This window comes from Mycobacterium sp. NGS58 (assembly GCF_059812385.1).
In genome coordinates this window covers 33,740-51,842 of the sequence record NZ_JCALCO010000001.1, presented here as the reverse complement: position 1 = coordinate 51,842, position 18,103 = coordinate 33,740, and the positions used below count along the sequence as shown (strand labels likewise).

The following is an 18,103-nucleotide window of genomic DNA, read 5'->3' as shown; positions in this document are numbered from 1 at the left end:
CGGCCATTAATTAGGTCGATGAGTCGAAGCGTCGCTTTCCGCAAAATCACTGGAACCAATCCGCACGAACGTATTGAGGCGTCGAACGAGAGGTGCTGGGGTGTGGGCTGACAACGAGACCGAAATCGACTTACTCGGGTTCGAGTACCTCGTCGACGGCTTGGTAGTAGCACTAACTCAACCCCGTCTGCTGCCGCTGACCGTCGGGCTTTTGGGTGACTGGGGATCAGGCAAGACCAGCCTCATGCGCATCACAGCAAAGGAGCTAGCCCGCGCTTACCCACCACCGGACACCGGCGACAGCGAGACGGATGCTGCAGCACCTTATCTGACCATCCCGTTCAGCCCGTGGCAGTACGAGGACGTCGAAGACGTCAAAGTCGCATTGATGAATGCCGTCCTCGACGAACTGGCGTGGCGGGTACCCGACTCTCAGGAACGCATCACCCGATTGCGAAGCTTCGGCCGCTGGCTCGTACGATGGGGGCGGCGCGCTGGTCGCGTGACCACCGCAGCCGCTCCCACGATCGTGCCCTTCTTCATTCAGGCGTATGCCCCCGGCACCGATCCCGAAACGCTCAAGCTAGCTGGCACCGTCACCGAAGCGGTCACCAAACAAGTCTCGCCACTGTTCGACGAACCGGCACCGCAGCCCCCAGGCTCAGCAGAAACCCCGGTCGCCGAGCCCATCACGGACGTGAGCGAGTTCCGTGCCGAGTTCGGCAACCTTATCGACAGCGCGGACCCTCCCATCAACGCTGTGGTCGTCTTCGTCGACGACCTCGATCGCTGCCTGCCCGAAACAGTCGTCGACACCTTTGAGGCGATCCGGCTCTTCCTCAACACCCCCCGTACCGCGTACGTCCTCGCGCTAAATCAAGCCGTGGTCGAGTCGGCGATCGATTCGCGCTACCCCGAACTCGAACGCGACGGAGCCGGTATCGGACGCGATTACCTCGAAAAGATGCTGCAGCTCAAGATTGTCATTCCGGCGCTGTCGGCGCCCGAGGCCGAAACCTACGCAAACCTGCTCTTCGCCGAACTGCACCTTGACGACGAGGCATTTGACAAAGTTGTGAAGCAGGCCGCGGAAAATCGCGCCGAAAACGGGCTGGCCGTAGCATTCAACGCCGGCATAGCAGGAATACTGCTGAACGATATTCCTGAAGATCTGGCGCGCGACCTTGGTTGGGCTGCCAACATCATGCCCGTGCTTGGCGCGTCGCTGCGAGGTAATCCCCGCCAGCTCAAACGCTTCCTCAACAATCTGCTACTCAAGCACCGCGCAGCAGCACGCCGTCAGGTGGAACTCGAGCTGCCCGTGCTCGCCAAAGTCATGGTCCTTGAAGACCAGTACAACTCTGACTTCCAGAAGGTGTTCGACTGGCAGATGGCCGCCCTCGGACCCTCTCCCCAGCTTGCGGCAGCAGAGGACTACGCGCGCGGCGGCGACGACTCAACCGCTGCCCCCGCGAAGACCTCCGCCGCCACGGGCGGTAGTCAAGGCGCAGCCGAAAGTGGGGCCACACAGGCCCAAGACCCGGAGTCCGTCAAGAGCGAAGAGAGCGACGGCGACGTGCGCGAGTGGGCGGACAAACCGTTCATCCACGACTGGCTATGCCTCGATCCACCACTCAAAAGAGTCGACCTACGCCCATACTTCACCTATTCGCGGGACAAACTCTCCTTCGGCGTGTCGGCGTCCAGACTCGCGCTCCACCTGCAAAAACTACTCAATCTCGTCCAAAACGAACGTGAGCTACCCCGCCGGAGCCATTACCCGGAGGTCGCCGCGTTGGTCCCCTCCGAGCGCGCGCAATTGGCAGAAGCCCTTCTCGATCGCGCACATAGACACCCGCAAGGCGTCGCGCTTACCGCCGCAATCGAGCTCGCTGAACTCAACGCCGACATTGTCGACACAGTGTGCGAATCGCTGCGCCGAATCCCACCCGCATCGATACCCCCAGCAGCAGGCCTTTCCGCCGTGCGCCGTTTACCCAACGACAAATCGTCCGTTATCGCGCTTTGGGATCACTGGGAAACCAGTGCAAACACAGGCTTAAGCGGCGTGGTGAAAACCGGTCGCGCCGCTCGCACCAGGCGCGGCAGCTGACAATGGGCACCTCGACTGATCGAGCCGCCGGCAGCGGTGGCGCGTGGACACCATTAAAGCGCGCCACCACTTCCTATCTCCGCACTCTGGGCACCCCAGGATCGCCAGCACGGGCTCGACGTCTGCTGGGTCGTCACGTTCCAGTGCTGGGCGGCACTGCCGGCGCGGCCGGGTCCGCGCGTGCCGGTAGACGCGGAATTCAGGGCCTTGGCGCATTGCTCTCGGGCATGGGTAGCGCTGACCTGGCGGCCGCCCTGACCGCAATAGGGCTCGAAGACCTCGTAGGGCAGGACCGGTTCAGCGTGCTCGACGCACTTATCACCTTCATCGCTGGCGACGGAGACGACCTCGACGCACAAGCCGCTCGCGACGCCGCCTGCGACGTCCTGGAAGAATTATTCGGCGACGCCGACCAGTGGACTGATCTTGAGGCGATCAACGTCACCCCCGACGACCTCAACCGGATGTTGGAAACCTTCTTGTCGCTTTACGTTTACAACAGGGTGCCGGTGGTTGCCGAACGACTGAGCCGCCTCAACGATCCGGGCCAGTCCCGACATGCCGACCAAGAGATGCGTCTGATTATTACCGACTTGGTAGCCATACATCTGCCCGACGACCCGTTCACCGTGGACTGGCGCGGCGGGGCGGGTCGGGCCTTGGCCGATGACGCAATAGCCAGCGCGTACGAGGCATTGAGCGCGTTGATCGAAGGCGACAACAGGTGACGACCTACCGACTACGAACCGACCGCGGCGCAGCATTGCCGACGGATCCCAACATGCGGTTGCTCGACTGGCGCCCCGGCGAGCCCGAGGCCACCATCCAAATCGGCGCAGGCGGTGCGCGATTCTTCGACGGCTGGCGCCCACCGGCTAACGCTCTCGACTTACTACTGCTCGGCGCGGCGGCCTACTGCGTCGATAAGACCGCACTTCGGAGAACGAGTTCGGACCGCTGGACCCGGCGCATCAAGCTAGAACTGCCTGTCCGCGATTCCTACTCCTGGCACGCTGCCAATTGGGCGCCCGTGCTGAACTTTCTCACCGGAGATCACTGGGCAATTGCGCTAACGCACAGCGACACAGATCCATTGGGTCAAATCGCGGGCGTGCCTGAGGGTCCGATTCCGATTGGAGAGATCGACGCTGTCTGCCTGTTTTCCGGCGGGCTTGACTCGTTGACCGGGGTTATCGATCTTCTGGAGACCGATCCGCCGATCCGGGTGTGCCTGCTATCGCACAACGAGGGTGGCCAAGCCTCCCATACCCAGGACACGGTGCTCGCACGACTTAGGCAGCACTACGGGGCCGAGCGACTCATTGCGCAACGCCTTTATCTGCGGCCAGCGCCGACTGACGCCCAACAACATCGGCCGCTGCCGCCGGCACGCGAAACCACCACGCGTGCGCGGTCATTGCTGTTCCTAACCGCTGCGCTCGCTCTGGCTGCGTCCGTGAGCCCCCACACCCCCGTCTACATTCCCGAAAACGGGTTCATCGGCATCAACGTGCCGCTAACGCGGGCCCGTGTCGGCAGTTACAGCACCCGCACTACCCACCCACACTTCATTAAAGAGGTGGGCCGTGCCGCAGCTGCCCTCGGTGTTACCAACCCGATTCGCAACCCCTACCGGCTGAGCACCAAAGGTGAACTGCTAGCCGCATCGAAGAATCTCGAACTACTCGCCAATCTGGCCCCGCTCAGCCTCTCATGTTCGCATCCGGAAGCAGCACGCTATGTCCAACGCCCCCAAGGCAACTGCGGTTACTGCTTCCCATGCCTGATCCGCCGCGCTGCCATGGCTCATGCCGGTTGGGACGACGCTTCTAATTACGCGTGGGATGCGCTCAATGGCCAAGGCCTGCTCGACCGCAATACTCGACGCGGCGCCGACCTACGCGCAGTCATCGCCGGCGTTTATGCCGAACGCCCCGACAGTGACATCCTGCGCAACGGCCCCATACCCGATGGCGAACACAATGCCTTCGTCGGAGTGTGGCGGAGGGGGCTCACCGAACTGCGTGATTGGCTGACCGGGGCTAGCGGTCACACTGCTGACCTAATCGGAGACTTGCAGTGACCGAAATTTCAAGAGGGCAAGAGGAATTCGGGCCCAGAAACTCTCTGGTGGATACCCACTGCCATCTGGCCGACTATCCCGATCCGATCGCAGTGCTCAGCGCCGCGGCAGCATCCGACGTCGCGATCGTAGCCGTCACCGAAGACCCCGACCAATACCGCCGCCTGACATTGCGCCTCGGTACGCGTCCAGCCGTCGAGGTGGCGCTCGGACTGCATCCCCTGCGCGCCGCATCATTCCGCCCATCTGACCTTGCCCGCTTCTTGCGAATGGTGCCTATGGCTGGCTGGATTGGTGAAGTCGGTCTAGACTTCTCACCCGCTGGCGCCGCAACCCGCAAAGAGCAGCTCCGGGTCTTCGATACGGTACTCACCGAAGCCCAACCGGGTCGCCACCCACTGACAGTGCATAGTCGGGGTGCCGCGCAGGAAGTCATCACGCGCCTAGCCGATGCAAGGTTGCCCGCCGTACTGCATTGGTACAGCGGACCGCTCCGGCTAGTCGACGACGCGCTGGCGGCAGGCCTTTACTTCTCGATCAACCCGGCCATGATTCGCTCGAAACGGGGTCCAGCCATAATTGCGTTGATTCCGCCCGACCGAACCTTACTCGAAACCGATGGGCCTTATGCCTCCACGCGCGGGCGCCCCGCGCGGCCAGACGATCTGCACCACGTTCTCTCGACGCTCGCCCGAGTCTGGCAACAACCGACCGATGCGACCGCGATCTGCCTACGCGCCAATCTCGATGCTTTGATAAAAGGGACTGCGGCGCAACGGACTTGAGACCGCATCGACCTCGTCAAGGACTCCGTGACGGTGGCGGCCACCCTCGGCCGCGCCGGCAACCGGCTGCTCGTCTCGGAGCCGAAGTCGGAGCGCAGCCGCCGCACAGTCCCCGGGAGCGCGCTCATGGCCTGGCATCGGGTAGCTGAGGCATCGCGATACGCCCGAGAACGCTCCGGCAGCGGTCGTCAGCCAACCGAAACCTCTAGGCGCGCTCATTGACGCGCGGGCGGATCCACAGGTGGCTGATCTGCTCGACCGAACCGTCACTAAAAGCGGTGAATAAACGGTGACTCGACGAGATCTTGAAAAATGGCCTCTGAAGTGGGGGCGGGCGGGGCTCGAACCCGCGACCAACGGATTATGAGTCCCCACATTCGATCTGGGCCGCCGACCATCAGCGTCGCCATGTCGCCCTGAGAATTCTTTGCCATCGCATTAATGTGGGCGTTGAACCCTCATTGAATTATCTGCGGCGCCGCATCTTGAGCCTCCCACTGGCATATCGATCGGCGACCCGCAGGGGTGAGATGTGACTGCAGTCGACCCGGTGCAACTCAGCGTTCTTGCGCTCTTGCTCAGCCCAGATTTCGACGACATGAGCATCTGGGGTGGCACGGATCTTCTGTCGCTGAGTATCGGAGCAGGCGCATTTCACCGGCCACTGCCGGTAGCGGGTCGCAAACCCGCATTGTGGACATGGGTGGTGAAGGTGGCGATCGCTGAGACCTCTGACGCTCACGCCCATGTGCTAGCTTCCACCGCTCGTAGCATCCCGGTCATCGACGCTAAATCTTGAGACTTCAAGGCCGCCAGGGCTCCTCGCGCTCTGCACACGACAGTGAAAATGGCTGTGGCCGGTACCCTTTTCGCACACCCAGCCAGGGGTGCGCCATTCCTTCTCAGGCTGTGGCTCACCGATCCAGCCGCGCTCAGCGCTCATAAGACCTCCGATTTAGTGGGCTCGACCAAGTCCAAGTTTATTCGACAGGTAGCGCAACCTGTACTTTCAGGCACGCTCACACCCAGTCCGGTGCCGGTCGGCACCGCCAGGGCCGAATGTGCCTGTGTTCCACTGCAAAACCTGCCGATTGCAGGCTGCCGCCGAAACAAATTCAGGTTAGTCAACGAACCCTGCCTGGCCTGCGCTTCACGAGTATCCTTTGTCCTGACGAGAAGCTGTAGCAGCGTAAAGCTACGCGCACGCCTGATAGATACCCACATCGATCGGCTTGGTTCGAGGAGCCTCGCCAGCTCGGATTCGCGTTCGGCACCTTCACCGAGCGAAACTCGGTAAATTCCAATTTCATGAGTGCGCGTGTTGAGCAGTTGGAGTTTCAGGCAGAGGCTCGGCAGCTGCTGGACTTGATGGTCCACTCCGTCTACTCCAACAAGGACTCGTTCCTGCGAGAGTTGATCTCGAATGCTTCCGATGCTTTGGACAAGCTGCGGCTTGAAGCGTTCCGGAACAAGGACCTCGACGTCGACACCTCCGACCTGCACATCGAGATCGACGTCGATAAGGATGCCCGCACCCTGACCATCCGCGACAACGGCATCGGGATGACCCGCGCCGAAGTGGTCGATCTGATCGGCACGCTGGCCAAGTCCGGCACCGCCGAGCTGCGCAAACAACTGCGCGAGGCCAAGAACGCCGCGGCCTCCGAGGAACTCATCGGCCAATTCGGAATCGGTTTCTATTCGAGCTTCATGGTCGCCGACAAGGTCGAACTGCTCACCCGCAAGGCCGGCGAGAGCGACGCCACCAAATGGGAATCGAGCGGCGAGGGCACCTACACCATCGAATCGGTCGACGACGCCCCGCAGGGAACGTCGGTCACCCTGCACCTCAAGCCAGAGGACGCCGAGGACGAGCTCCACGACTACACCGCGGAGTTCAAGATCAGGAGCCTGGTCAAGAAGTACTCCGACTTCATCGCATGGCCCATTCGGATGGAGGTGGTGCGAAGTACCCCCGCTACCGAGGAAGGCGGCGAGGAAACGGTCACGATCGAGACCGAGACCCTCAACTCGATGAAGGCCCTGTGGGCCAGGCCCAAAGAAGAGGTCTCCGAGGAGGAGTACAAGGAGTTCTACAAGCACATCGCGCACGCCTGGGACGACCCGCTCGAGGTCATCGCGATGCGGGCCGAAGGCACATTCGAGTACCAGGCACTGCTGTTCATCCCGTCGCACGCCCCGTTCGACCTGTTCAACCGGGACGCTCAGACCGGGATCCAGCTCTACGTCAAGCGCGTGTTCATCATGGCCGACTGCGACGAGCTCATGCCCGAATACCTGCGCTTCGTCAAGGGTGTGGTTGACGCGCAGGACATGTCGCTCAACGTGTCGCGCGAGATCCTGCAACAGGACCGGCAGATCAAGGCCATCCGGCGCCGGTTGACCAAGAAGGTCCTCTCCACGATCAAGGATCTGCAGTCCGAGCGCCCGGAGGACTATCGCACCTTTTGGACCCAATTCGGCAGGGTCGTCAAGGAGGGTCTGCTCAACGACTTCGACAACCAGGAAACGCTGCTGCAGCTCTCCTCATTCGCCTCGACACACAGCGAGGAGGAAGCCACCACGCTCGCCCAGTACTTGGAGCGCATGAAGGAGGGCCAGACGCAGATCTTCTACGCCACAGGGGAGTCGCGTCAGCAGATCCTGAAGTCGCCGCACCTCGAGGCGTTCAAAGCCAAGGGCTACGAGGTGCTGCTGCTCACCGACCCGGTCGACGAGGTCTGGGTGGGAACCGTGACCGAGTTCGACGGCAAGCCGCTGCAGTCCATCGCCAAGGGTGAGGTAGACCTCAGCGCCGACGGCGACGAGAGCGAGGCCGAGCGCGAGGAGCAGCAGAAGGAATTCGCCGACCTGCTCAGCTGGTTGAAGGAGACCCTGACCGACCACGTCAAGGAAGTTCGGCTGTCCAACCGCCTGACGGACTCGCCCGCCTGCCTGATCACCGACGCCTTCGGGATCACGCCGGCGCTCGCGCGCATGTACCGCGCTTCCGGGCAGGCCATTCCGGTGGGGAAGCGGATCCTCGAACTCAACCCCAACCACCCCCTCGTCACCGGCCTGCGTCAAGCGCACCAGGATCGCAGCGACGACCCCTCGGTCGCGGAGACCGCGGAATTGCTGTACGGCACAGCGCTTCTTGCCGAAGGCGGGGCGCTCGACGATCCGGCGAGGTTTGCCGAAATCCTCGCCGGCCGGCTGGCCCGCACCGTGTTCCTCACCACCGAGACCGTCGCCGATCCGCCCGGGCGCGAGCCGATGGTTGTGACACATGGGCGCCAATCCGTCGCAGCGACCGACCTCGGTGGTGCTGTTGAGATACGCGGCGAGCCCAGCTATGGCGCGCCCGTCGACGCATGGCAACCGCCGCCGTCTGGTCCTGGGCCCGGGGACGGTGGGACGGGGCCATCTCGACCCCGCTACTTGCAAACCCAAATGCAAGAGCGGGTGGAGACAGGACGCTCGTTGAGCCTCAGGGTGGCAATTACTCTGGCTGAGGGCGAAGGTATGTCATCGGGTTTGAAGGATTTCGCGGTCGGACCCCTGGGGGCCACCGTGACGGTCGTTGTCCTCATTTCTGCGCTGAAATCGAGGGATCGGGGCCTGGTGCCGAAGGGCGATCTGCAGCAGGAGATTTTCGTCCCGGCCGATGCGGACTCAGAGCCGCACCTGTTCTCGTTCACGGCCGGGGCAGTGGGCCTTCACCTGGTGACGGTAGAGGTCTATCGCGACGGCACATATCTGGGCGCCGTGCGGTTACACGTGGAGGTGGAAGCCAACGCTGACCCGGTGCCTGAGACGATCCGCACAGCCGAGTTGGAGAGTCTGACTTCCGAATCTGGTGAAGTGACGTTGCAGGTAATTAAGGACCGGACAGGCTACCGATTTCAGCTGTTGGGCGCCGACGCTCTCTACCCTGCCCAAACCAAGGCGATGATGGGCGAGGCTCGCGACGCAGTAACTCAGCTAGTGACCGAACTGCACAGCATGGCGGCCAACCAGACAAAGTACGGCACACCTGACCTGGTCCGCGCAGCACTGCAGGATCTAGGAGTCGACCTTTGGACGGCAGCGGTTCCCGAACGCATCCAGGAGCAATTTTGGGAGTTGGCCGGCCGGATCAAAATGTTCACCATTGCCGTTGACGGCGACACGATTCCCTGGGAACTGCTCTACCCGGCGAACGGAACAAATGACAACGGATTTCTTGCTGAGCAATTCCCCGTCGTGAGGCGCGGATATTCCAAGCCGAGGGTGACTACCATCCCCGTCGGCAGCGCCGCATTTGTCGTGCCCCCGAATTCTCCAACGAATGCGAGCGACGAGGTCGACGCGATCCAGAAGCTACTCGGCGTCGGGATTATGGACTGCCCCGTTCTCACCGAACTGTCGGCAGTGAGAAAACTGATGCTGGGCCCGACGGTCCCCGGCATCATCCACTTCGCTTGCCACAACGCGTTCACCAATAAGTCGGGCTCCTCGATCCAACTTAACGGTGGGCCATGGAAGCCTAGCGCCCTCGCCACCGCCGTGGCGAAAACCAGCCTGGCTTCGACACACCCCTTGGTGTTCCTCAATGGCTGCAGAACGGCCGCAGAAATCCCCTGGTTCTTCCAGACGAGCGGCTGGGCATCAAGATTCCTTGGAGCCGGCGCCGGCGCATTCATCGGGTCCCTATGGGCGGTGCGCTCCAGCGCGGCGAAGACATTCGCCGAGGTTTTCTACGAACAATTCGTCGGCAAACGGCAGCCGCTCGGCGCGGCATCTCTGCTTGCCCGCCAGGCGGTGTCACACGACGGCGGAGACCCAACCTGGCTGGCCTACAGCGTCTACGGGAACCCGGCGGCGGTCCACACGAAGTAACGGAGCGAAAAGCGTTGACTGCACCAGTTTTCGTGATTCATGGCATAGGCAATCGCGACCAGGCATCGTTCGGTCGGACCGTCGACGCGTTGGCCTCGGTGGTTGGCATCACCGCTCGGCCACTGTTCTGGGGAGACCTGGGCGCTCAATACGAATGGATCACCCACACGATTCCTGGCGCACCGGTAGGCGCGACGGAAGTTCGCGATACAGACACAGAGCCGGACCCGGAGATTGAAAGTATCGCCCACTTCCTCCTGAGCGGCTCAGCGCCCCAGAGCTCCGAAATCCGCATGGATACAGCAGTTCCCGATCCGGTCCTAGATGCCGTGACGGACTTAATGCGCGACCAGCCTGTCGGGTCCGAAGAAGTCCGGGATGATGACAACCAGGCGAATGCCGAAGAGGTTCGCGCAGCACTGAGCGAAAACTGGAGCAGCACGAACTGGCTGCAGTTAGTCGAGGACACAAAGCTTCTGCGCGCTGTCGGTGCCGCCATCGCGGGGCCGATCGTAGACGGCTCCGTCGAACCGACTGCATCGGACGGTATCGAGGTGCGCGATGCCGAAGTACGTGGGGTCGACGTCGTCGGATTCGTTCGGCGCCGCGTTGAGGAGCTCGACCATGTGGTGGGCGCGGCCGTCGGTGCAGCGGCCGGGCGGCTGAATACCCAGTTGCGTACCTCTTTCCTGCCCGGCATCACCCAAGGCGTGGGCGACATCCTGGTGTATCAGCGCCATCGCGAAAAGATCCAGAATCATGTCCGAACCATGATCGACGAGGTCGATCCGAAACTTGGGCGCAGTCGGGACCGTCCGGTGGACGTGCTCGCACACAGCCTAGGAGGAGTTATCGCCGTCGACATGGCCATTTCCGACGAGCCGATCTGGATCCGCAGGCTCGTAACGTTCGGGTCGCAGTCGCCCTTCTTTCACGTCTGCGATCCCCGCGGCGGAGCACTCAAGCCGTACACCGGTACCCCGGTGCAGCTGCCCGAGTCGATTGGAGCGTGGACGAATCTGTGGGAACCGCTCGACCCAGTAGCGTTCGTCGCAGCGCGTGTCTTCCGCCTTTACGACGGCTCGAAACCTAAAGACGTGAAGTTACCTCACCTGCAAACATCGGGCTTGTGGACGCACTCAAGCTATTGGACGCTCAAGGATGTGGCTCAGGCGATCAAGCAAGCTCTTGCATAACAAGCGACCACCGCAACATTTGCGTGAAGTCTTGCGCCGGCGAACAAAGGAACTTGCAATAAATACGCCGGCGAGGTCCGATCCAATCAGCGGGGCAGCCAGTGCGGTCGCGAGGGGCCGGGGAGCCGTCTCCCCGCTGGATGCATACCCCCGCGTGGACGATGCCCCAGATCAGGTCGTCGACCGGCGACATGCTGGCCAATGACAACCCGAACTCCACCGAGTCTGACGTGTTCGATGCCATCGGGGCTGCCATGACCAGTACTGCCCCGATGCCATCGTGCGTTCTGAGACCCGTTGCAGGCCGCAACTGTTGGTCCGGTGATGGGGAGTTTCCCGATCGATGCCCGGTCGATTCCGGGTATCTACAAAAGCGACTGCAACGTTGGTCAACATCCCTACGATTCTTGGCGTGGCGATGTCCGATATTGACGAAGGCGCTGTGCTAGGCGCGATTGAACTGCTCAACGATCCAGCCCAGAAGGAGTTCGTCGCTTCGCTTCATTTCAAGTCGGCTACTCAGTACCGTCTCGTTTATGAGGGTCGTCTCTACGATTCCAAGGCGGTCGCGGGTATCGCCCATGGGGTGGCGTCCGGTGAGTTTTGGACAAGTAACGACCTGATCGGAGGGATCAGTTCGGGCGGGGCGGCCTGGGCCCTTCGCAAACTTGGGTTCTTCATCGACGAGGGCCCGATCTACGAGTTGACTCAGCTTCAAATTGACCGAACGCACGGCAAACCTGCTCCGTATCAGTACATCGTGCTTCTCTGGGCGATCTCGGGCGCACAATCTGGGGCGCCACGTTTGACAGCTTTTAGCGAGGTACGAGCAGAACTTGGAACTGCACTCAGGCCCTTCGCGATCGCGAAAACTGAGCCCGATCCCGCGATGCCGTGGTTCGCCCTACGCGACACATCGTGGTGGGAACTGCAGATGCCGGTCGGAGCGACAGGCCTCACCGATGCCGATGTCCGTCGGCTCAACCTGGTAGCCGGATTGTCCGATGCGGTGCACCAAAAAGTCCTTGGGGAACAAGGGTTCGTCAATGCGGCGGTCGACGTCATCGGGCAGATTGTCGGAGACGAACCGGGCTATCTGCCGCTGCTGCAACATCTGGGCCTGGCCAATCTGACAACGGTCACGGGCAGCGGGCCCACGGTGACGCGAGTGAATTGGGCGTGGGACGAGCTGGTGCTGGCCTGCGATCTCGTGGCCCGTAACGGTTGGAAGAGTCTGACGAAGGGCGACCTGCGCGTCTCTGCGCTGTCGGCATTCTTGCGGCGACAGCCTGAGGCGTTGACGTCGGCCGATTTCCGCAGTATCGGTAGCGTGATCCGCAAGTTAGAAAACATCCGTTCGATGCATCCCGACTATCCAGGTGTGTCGACGAAGGGCGATAAGACTACTCAACAGGTGGTTGATGCATTCGTCGAGGACCCACCTGGCATGCACCGTGTGGCACAAGCCCTTTGGCGCGCCGGTAACCTTCCCCGCGATGATCATGACGCCGAAGATCAGTCTGAAACCATACCCGTGGGCAACACCACCACAGAGTTCGTCAGCGCGGTCGAGGGTCGTGTCATTGAACGGCTGGTCAAAGTGGCCGAACGAAACCCTAAGTTACGCAAGGCCAAGATCGCGCGGTCAAGGCAAGAACGAGGCACGATCGCATGTGAACTCTGCGGTTTCGATTTTGAGTTGGCCTACGGTCAGCTGGGTGAAGGGTACATCCATGTCCACCATCGGGTGCCACTGCACTTCACCAGGGTGATAGAAAACAAGCTCGCCGACTTAATCTTGGTGTGCGCCAACTGCCATGCCATGATCCACCGGCGCTCCCCATGGAAGACACCTGAACAGCTGAAGGCACTCATCACCAACGCAGACACAGCAAGCGGGGCTCCCGTGCACTGATGCCCGGGGCTTCGAGTCGAGACCGCAGCGCGGTATGGCCGCAGGCATGATGATGCGCAAGTCGCGCAGGCCCGAGTTCCGTGCCGCAGCACTAGCCCGAATTCCCGGTCAAGTTCTGGTCTGGTTGCTAATTTGACATCGTGTTATCTGAGAAAAAGAAAGTGTTCATCAGCTGGTCGGGGTCACGCGCAAGACAGGTGGCCGGCGTCTGGCAGGAATTACTGTTGGACGTTTTCGACAGCGTCGAGCCTTTCATGTCCGACAAAAACATCGGCGCAGGAGAACGAAGTTTGCCAAAAATTGCTGATGAGTTGGACGGTACTGCCTTCGGCATCATCGTGGTTACTCCCGAAAACCAAGATTCCCAATGGCTGAACTATGAGGCTGGTGCCCTATCGAAGGGCCTAAACGACCCAACAGTTCGCGTAGCGCCATCGCTGGTGGGCTTCAGAAGCCAAGGTGACGCCTCGGGGCCGATTTCACAGTTCCAGGCCACCCTTCTGGATCGCGGCGGGGTTGAAAAAATTCTTATCGAGATCGCGAAAATCCTTGAGATAGAATTGCCGACGATACGCAAGCGCTTCAATCTGGTATGGGAAGCCGAGTATGCGGAGCGCTTCGCAGAGGCTAGCGCCGAGATCGAACGCGGTGGCTCAAGACGCAGGCCGCAATGGGAGATACTGGATGAGATCTTGACCCTTGTCCGAGGTACAGCTGCGTCGCAGCTGCCACAAGAGCAGGATCTTCGGTCTGCTCAATCGGCACCTTACGGCAGTACTCCGGAAGGTTACACACAACTCCTGCAAAGCTTCTCGAAGCTGGTGGACCACTATGTAGCCGTCAGTGCCGCCGACGGCAGCAGCATCGTCGAGGGCAAATTCACCGGCCTCCTTGGCCGCGACCACAACGTCAAGGCCGCCATTGAGACCGTAGACGGAACCGTGCTTATCCCGATCGTCGCCGTGCAACATGTCATCGGAATCAGGCGTCCCCCGCCAGAGTTCAGTACTGACAACACCTTCTAATCACTGCCGGGTCGTCGGCGGGCAGTGCTTTCTGCGCCGCTGCTTTCATCTGGGTACCGGTACGGCGTTGCCCTGCTAACGCGGGGGTAGGTTGAGATCGCCTTCCCACCAGGGCGGTCCGCCTTTCATTCGCTTCGCGATGATGACGTGCTCGGCGTCATCGACCTTACTAGGTCGCTTGAACCTGGTGTGTCAAAGCGAGATGGGCCCGCTTGGAGGTGATCCCGTCGATGACGGATCGCAAGTCGGTGAGCAGGTGTCGTTTTAAAGATGTGAGACAAAGCAGTGCCGTCCTCTGGCAGTATTTTTGTTGTGGGCGACGATCACAACGTGCGAGTGCGTGGTCCGAAGGGGAGTTGCCCAAGTCGTGCATCGTCCCGTCGATCATCTTGCGTTCGCTTGCGGCGGAAATGCTGTTCTGCCATGTGAAGACCCTTCGCGACAGATTGACGCCAGGGCGGGCACGTTAGTTGTTGGCGATTCTTGCCCTGGCTGCGAACACTCGGCAACATGTCACCAGCACCGCGAACAAGGTCGCGTCCAATCCGTTCTCTCCGCGAATGACCCCGGCGCCCAACCCCCAGAAGCATCTCAAGCCGGAATTATTTCGTCGACCTTCGCGCCTTGCGGAGTATTGCCGTTACAGTTGAGCATCATCGGGGAAGGAGAGTGCGATGGCGGCCCAATTCGTTGTTTATAAGGACCAGGAAGGGTTCGGTTGGTATTTGAAGGCAGACAATGGCGACGTCATTGTGCGGCATCAGCATGCCTACATGTCAAGAGAGGAGGCTGAGATCGCGATCCAATCGGTGATTGATAACGTTCCCAACGCCACGATGGTGGACGACGGCGAGGCACCCGACGATGACAAGGCTGCGGAGGCGCGCAGGACAGCGGAGGCTCACGCGACTGCGCTGAGGAAACAGCAGAAGCTCAAGGAATTGGCGGCACGCAGGCCGAAGGTTCAGATTCGCTCGTTACCAAAGACGGAGTAAAAACTCGGCTCTAGTCACCCGATCTCCTGATCGTCGTTCCCGATTATCCTGATCCTCCTGGCCATTGTCTCCAAACGGGCCCGGAACTCGTTGACTGCGGCATTGTCAGCTGCGGTTTCTTCACGAGCCGGGCGCCGTGCCTCGTCGCGAGTTTCTTGGTGGTACTGCCCGCCCTCGTCGTCCGTTAGGTTCGGCGACTTATCCCTCGGGTCTGTTATTTCCTCGTCGGTTTCGTCGCCGACATGGGCGCGGCTCAGCGACGCGGTGACGTGTGCTGTCGCCGCTTGTTCGATCATCGCCGATCTATCTTCGATCTCGATTTCCATTCCCTCAAAGCGTTCCTCGGTCGGTCGCGCGGCGAGCTGAATCAGCAGCTCGTGTTCGGCGCAGATGGCCCTGAGCTCTTGCCCGGTGTAGTGGATCTGATTCTGGGCACGGTAGAGCCGGATGAGGTTGCGCCACTGCTCGATTTGGCGTGCCGCCAGCGTGTATTCCGTTGCTGCGGCAATGAACACGTGGAAGCGGGTGTCTTGGTTGGCGAATCGAATCTCGATCCCGAGGTCGACAGTGCCCTGTGGGGCCTGGATGGCAAGGAGCTCCATGTGCCGGCGGGAATCGGCAACGACGTTCAGCGATTGATAAATGCGCTGGAAATCGCGTTCTGTGGTAATTCCCTCACCGGAGATACTGGCCCCCAGAAAGCTTGCCACCATCGCATCGGTATCGGCGCGCATGGCGCCGATCTGTCGAATGTCGTGGGCGGTGTAATCGACAAGCCAGAATCCGTGGCGGGCCCGTTGCGCAACGATTCCTTCGGAGGCAAGGACGGCCAGTGCCATACGGATAGGCATGCGCGAACCGATGCCGTATCGCTGGTACCGGTCGCGCAACGCGACCTCCGACGACGGCCTCTCTTCGGTCGGCAAGAGATTGCCGTGGAAGATGTCAGCCAAGATAAGCCGGTAGGCCTTTTCGGCCTGCGTCTGCAAGATCTCCGACGGGCGGTTGGGGTCCTCGTTTTCCAGCGTGTCGCGCTGTTGTTCCGACGGTTCCTCGAGCGTGGGCATAGGTACGGCCTCCACACATTTTAAAGCCACAACATCTGGGATCCCAAGGCTACGCTTCTGGGATCCCAGATCAAACCGTCGCCTCAGCTGGGGTAATTCAGGGCGCTTCGAGTACCCCGATGGTGGCGTCGATAGACGTCTGGATCGCGCTCTGAATCCAGCCGTGCAGCAGGCTGAGGTGCTCCCCGGCGAAGAACACCTTCGAGTCGATCTCTGGGTGCGGTTTGCGCAGATGCTGCCAGTAGCGCTCACGCCCGCCCGGCTCGTACAGGGTCCACGCTCCCCCGCCGGGGGTCGTCTGCTCCATCCACGCGCAGTCGGCGACGCAGCACAGATCATCGGTGATGCCAGAGTGCAGTTCCTCGAGGCAAGATAGGACCGCCGCTTGCCTCTCGGGCTTGGTCAACGAGATGAATCGATCGGCGTTGACGCCTGTCATGTACGCACCGGTGAGAACCGCGGGTCGCTTCCACGCGTTCGGGTTGGGGTCTCCTTGCACCTCGTAGACGGAGAAGGCCTCGCGGCCCTGATCGCCCGCTCCAGCCGTGTACACCAGCGGTTCGTGGGTGCTGTTGGGGTCGGCCCGGAAGACCGCGTGGACATTGTCCGATGGGTACCAGCACTGCTGAATGAGGCCGTCGGTGTAGCTGGCCCCTCCGTAGATTGGCCTTTGCGGGTCGTTTTCCCATCTCCTGCTTTTCATGTGCAGCAGATACTTCGCGGCGTTCTGGTAGGGGATCCCGGTGAGCGCTGCTGATTGCGCCTCCGATAGCGGCGGATTGAACGCGATCCGCGCGGTGGCCGCCGCCGGCGCCGCACAGATCACATAGTCGAATCCCTCGCCGCTGCGGGTGGCGGTGATCTCGCGTTCGTCCTCGGTGCCGGTGACGCCGTAGACGTGCATCGGGTGTTCGCCACCACTGCGGGTTACTTGCGTCACGGACGTCTGAAGGATGATCTGTCCGCCTCGCGCGGCGATCTCCCGGGCGAATGCCTTCGGGAGTGTGTCCATCCCGTCGACCAATCGGATCCGGTTGTCATCGCCCAGGATCGCCGCCGACTCAACCCATTCCTCGAGCGCCGACAGGCCCTCTCGCCAGCGCTGCCCGGATGCTCGACTCAGCAGTTCCCACGCCCTTCCGTTGATGATCTGGCGGCCTCGGGTGAGGTCGCCATCGGTACGCCCCAGACGCCCTGGCCGGCGTCGGGCGTATGCGACATCCCCGTTCGGATCAGCGTGCCTATCGCCCCGGGGCTTGACGTCGATCTCGCGCAAGTACTGCCATAACGAGACGCGGTCGAACGCCCGCATTGTGGGATCTAGGGCACCGCTCAAAACCGCGCGCGTCTTGAGCTTGGGGCCGAGCGACCAATCGATGAAATCGTACAGCGCCTTTTGCGGGTCGCTGCCTCGCTTATACCACGGGCCCAGCGTCACTCCGTAGGAACTCAGAAGTGCCCCGAAGTCGCGGCGGCGTTCTTTGCGGCCCCAGACCTGGCACCAGGCATTGGGGTTGCTCTGGATGAATATCCCTTTGTCGAGTTTGAAAACCTTGTCGATATAGTGCATGGAGCCGTGATGATTGGGGGGAATTCGCATCGCACCGAATTCTCCGTGTAAATCATCGTTGTCTTTGTGCGGGTGCCAGGTCCAGACCCTCCCCCCGAGGCGCTCGGTCGCCTCGACGAGGACGACTTTGTGGACCACGTTTCCATTCGCTGGATCGAGCAGCTCGTAGGCCGCGGTAAGTCCCGCGATACCGCCGCCGATCACACAGATGGTCTTCGAGCGGTGCTGGTTTCTTCGGAGCCGTTCGAGCCGTTCCTCGTCGAATAGGAATTCGGGGGTGACGGGGGGCGTTACCTCTTTGAACTCCGCGGTAGTTGCAAAAAATTTTTCGGGCATGCTGGTCTCCTCATATGGATGCCCAAGTAAAAGCCGACGCCCTAAATCTAGCTCGCATGACCGAATCAGCAATAGCGCAGTTTCGTATCGAGAAACGACGATCGCTGGCGCCGTTTGCAGGCAGTCTTACACCGCGA

The 18,103-nt window shown here is 61.3% G+C and carries 11 protein-coding genes and 1 pseudogene; 10 read left to right on the top strand and 2 right to left on the bottom strand.

Annotation, left to right across the window (positions count from 1 at the left end; all coding sequences use genetic code 11):
* Window positions 1-100: 100 nt before the first annotated feature.
* From AC5Y4H_RS00235 to AC5Y4H_RS00190, 10 genes and pseudogenes are all read left to right on the top strand, one after another.
* Window positions 101-2,113 carry a KAP family P-loop NTPase fold protein gene (locus tag AC5Y4H_RS00235; RefSeq protein WP_499977542.1) on the top strand — a complete coding sequence of 671 codons (2,013 nt, stop codon included), beginning with the start codon at window positions 101-103 and terminating at the stop codon, window positions 2,111-2,113.
* Window positions 2,114-2,115: 2 nt separating this feature from the next.
* Entirely contained in the window at window positions 2,116-2,841 is a 726-nt protein-coding gene (locus tag AC5Y4H_RS00230; RefSeq protein WP_499977540.1) for a Qat anti-phage system associated protein QatB, read from the top strand.
* Window positions 2,838-4,196 (top strand): Qat anti-phage system QueC-like protein QatC, encoded by a 1,359-nt coding sequence (gene qatC / locus AC5Y4H_RS00225; protein WP_499977539.1) that lies wholly within the window; start codon window positions 2,838-2,840, stop codon window positions 4,194-4,196. Before AC5Y4H_RS00230 ends, qatC begins: the two co-directional genes overlap by 4 nt.
* Window positions 4,193-4,981 (top strand): TatD family hydrolase, encoded by a 789-nt coding sequence (locus AC5Y4H_RS00220; RefSeq protein ID WP_499977538.1) that lies wholly within the window; start codon window positions 4,193-4,195, stop codon window positions 4,979-4,981. The genes qatC and AC5Y4H_RS00220 overlap by 4 nt, the downstream gene beginning before the upstream one ends.
* A gap of 1,308 nt (window positions 4,982-6,289) precedes the next feature.
* Window positions 6,290-8,212, top strand: a pseudogene (gene htpG, locus AC5Y4H_RS00215) (molecular chaperone HtpG); the annotation flags it as partial.
* 45 nt (window positions 8,213-8,257) lie between these two features.
* The gene (locus tag AC5Y4H_RS00210; protein ID WP_499978084.1) at window positions 8,258-9,862 is read left to right on the top strand and encodes a CHAT domain-containing protein; all 1,605 of its coding nucleotides are present in this window, start codon (window positions 8,258-8,260) and stop codon (window positions 9,860-9,862) included.
* 14 nt (window positions 9,863-9,876) lie between these two features.
* Entirely contained in the window at window positions 9,877-11,058 is a 1,182-nt protein-coding gene (locus AC5Y4H_RS00205) for a hypothetical protein (protein WP_499977536.1), read from the top strand.
* A 418-nt stretch (window positions 11,059-11,476) separates the two neighbouring features.
* Window positions 11,477-12,973, top strand: coding sequence for an HNH endonuclease (locus AC5Y4H_RS00200; protein ID WP_499978080.1), 1,497 nt, complete (start codon window positions 11,477-11,479; stop codon window positions 12,971-12,973).
* Window positions 12,974-13,113: 140 nt separating this feature from the next.
* Complete coding sequence (locus AC5Y4H_RS00195; protein ID WP_499977535.1) at window positions 13,114-13,998, top strand: hypothetical protein; 885 nt, start codon at window positions 13,114-13,116, stop codon at window positions 13,996-13,998.
* Between the two features lie 674 nt (window positions 13,999-14,672).
* Window positions 14,673-14,993 (top strand): YegP family protein, encoded by a 321-nt coding sequence (locus AC5Y4H_RS00190; RefSeq protein ID WP_499977533.1) that lies wholly within the window; start codon window positions 14,673-14,675, stop codon window positions 14,991-14,993.
* A gap of 14 nt (window positions 14,994-15,007) precedes the next feature.
* Here the strand turns inward: AC5Y4H_RS00190 and AC5Y4H_RS00185 are convergent, their stop codons facing one another.
* Entirely contained in the window at window positions 15,008-16,060 is a 1,053-nt protein-coding gene (locus AC5Y4H_RS00185; RefSeq protein WP_499977529.1) for a GntR family transcriptional regulator, read from the bottom strand.
* A 97-nt stretch (window positions 16,061-16,157) separates the two neighbouring features.
* A complete protein-coding gene (locus tag AC5Y4H_RS00180) occupies window positions 16,158-17,966 on the bottom strand; it encodes a flavin monoamine oxidase family protein (protein ID WP_499977526.1) in 1,809 nt (602 codons plus the stop codon).
* Window positions 17,967-18,103 lie beyond the last annotated feature (137 nt).

Bases quoted from the DNA above. Each gene is read 5' to 3' on its own strand.
- AC5Y4H_RS00230 (WP_499977540.1), top strand. From the start codon at position 2,116: ATGGGCACCTCGACTGATCGAGCCGCCGGCAGCGGTGGCGCGTGGACA.
- AC5Y4H_RS00210 (WP_499978084.1), top strand. From the start codon at position 8,258: ATGGTTGTGACACATGGGCGCCAATCCGTCGCAGCGACCGACCTCGGT.
- AC5Y4H_RS00200 (WP_499978080.1), top strand. From the start codon at position 11,477: ATGTCCGATATTGACGAAGGCGCTGTGCTAGGCGCGATTGAACTGCTC.
- AC5Y4H_RS00190 (WP_499977533.1), top strand. From the start codon at position 14,673: ATGGCGGCCCAATTCGTTGTTTATAAGGACCAGGAAGGGTTCGGTTGG.
- AC5Y4H_RS00185 (WP_499977529.1), bottom strand. From the start codon at position 16,060: ATGCCCACGCTCGAGGAACCGTCGGAACAACAGCGCGACACGCTGGAA.
- AC5Y4H_RS00180 (WP_499977526.1), bottom strand. From the start codon at position 17,966: ATGCCCGAAAAATTTTTTGCAACTACCGCGGAGTTCAAAGAGGTAACG.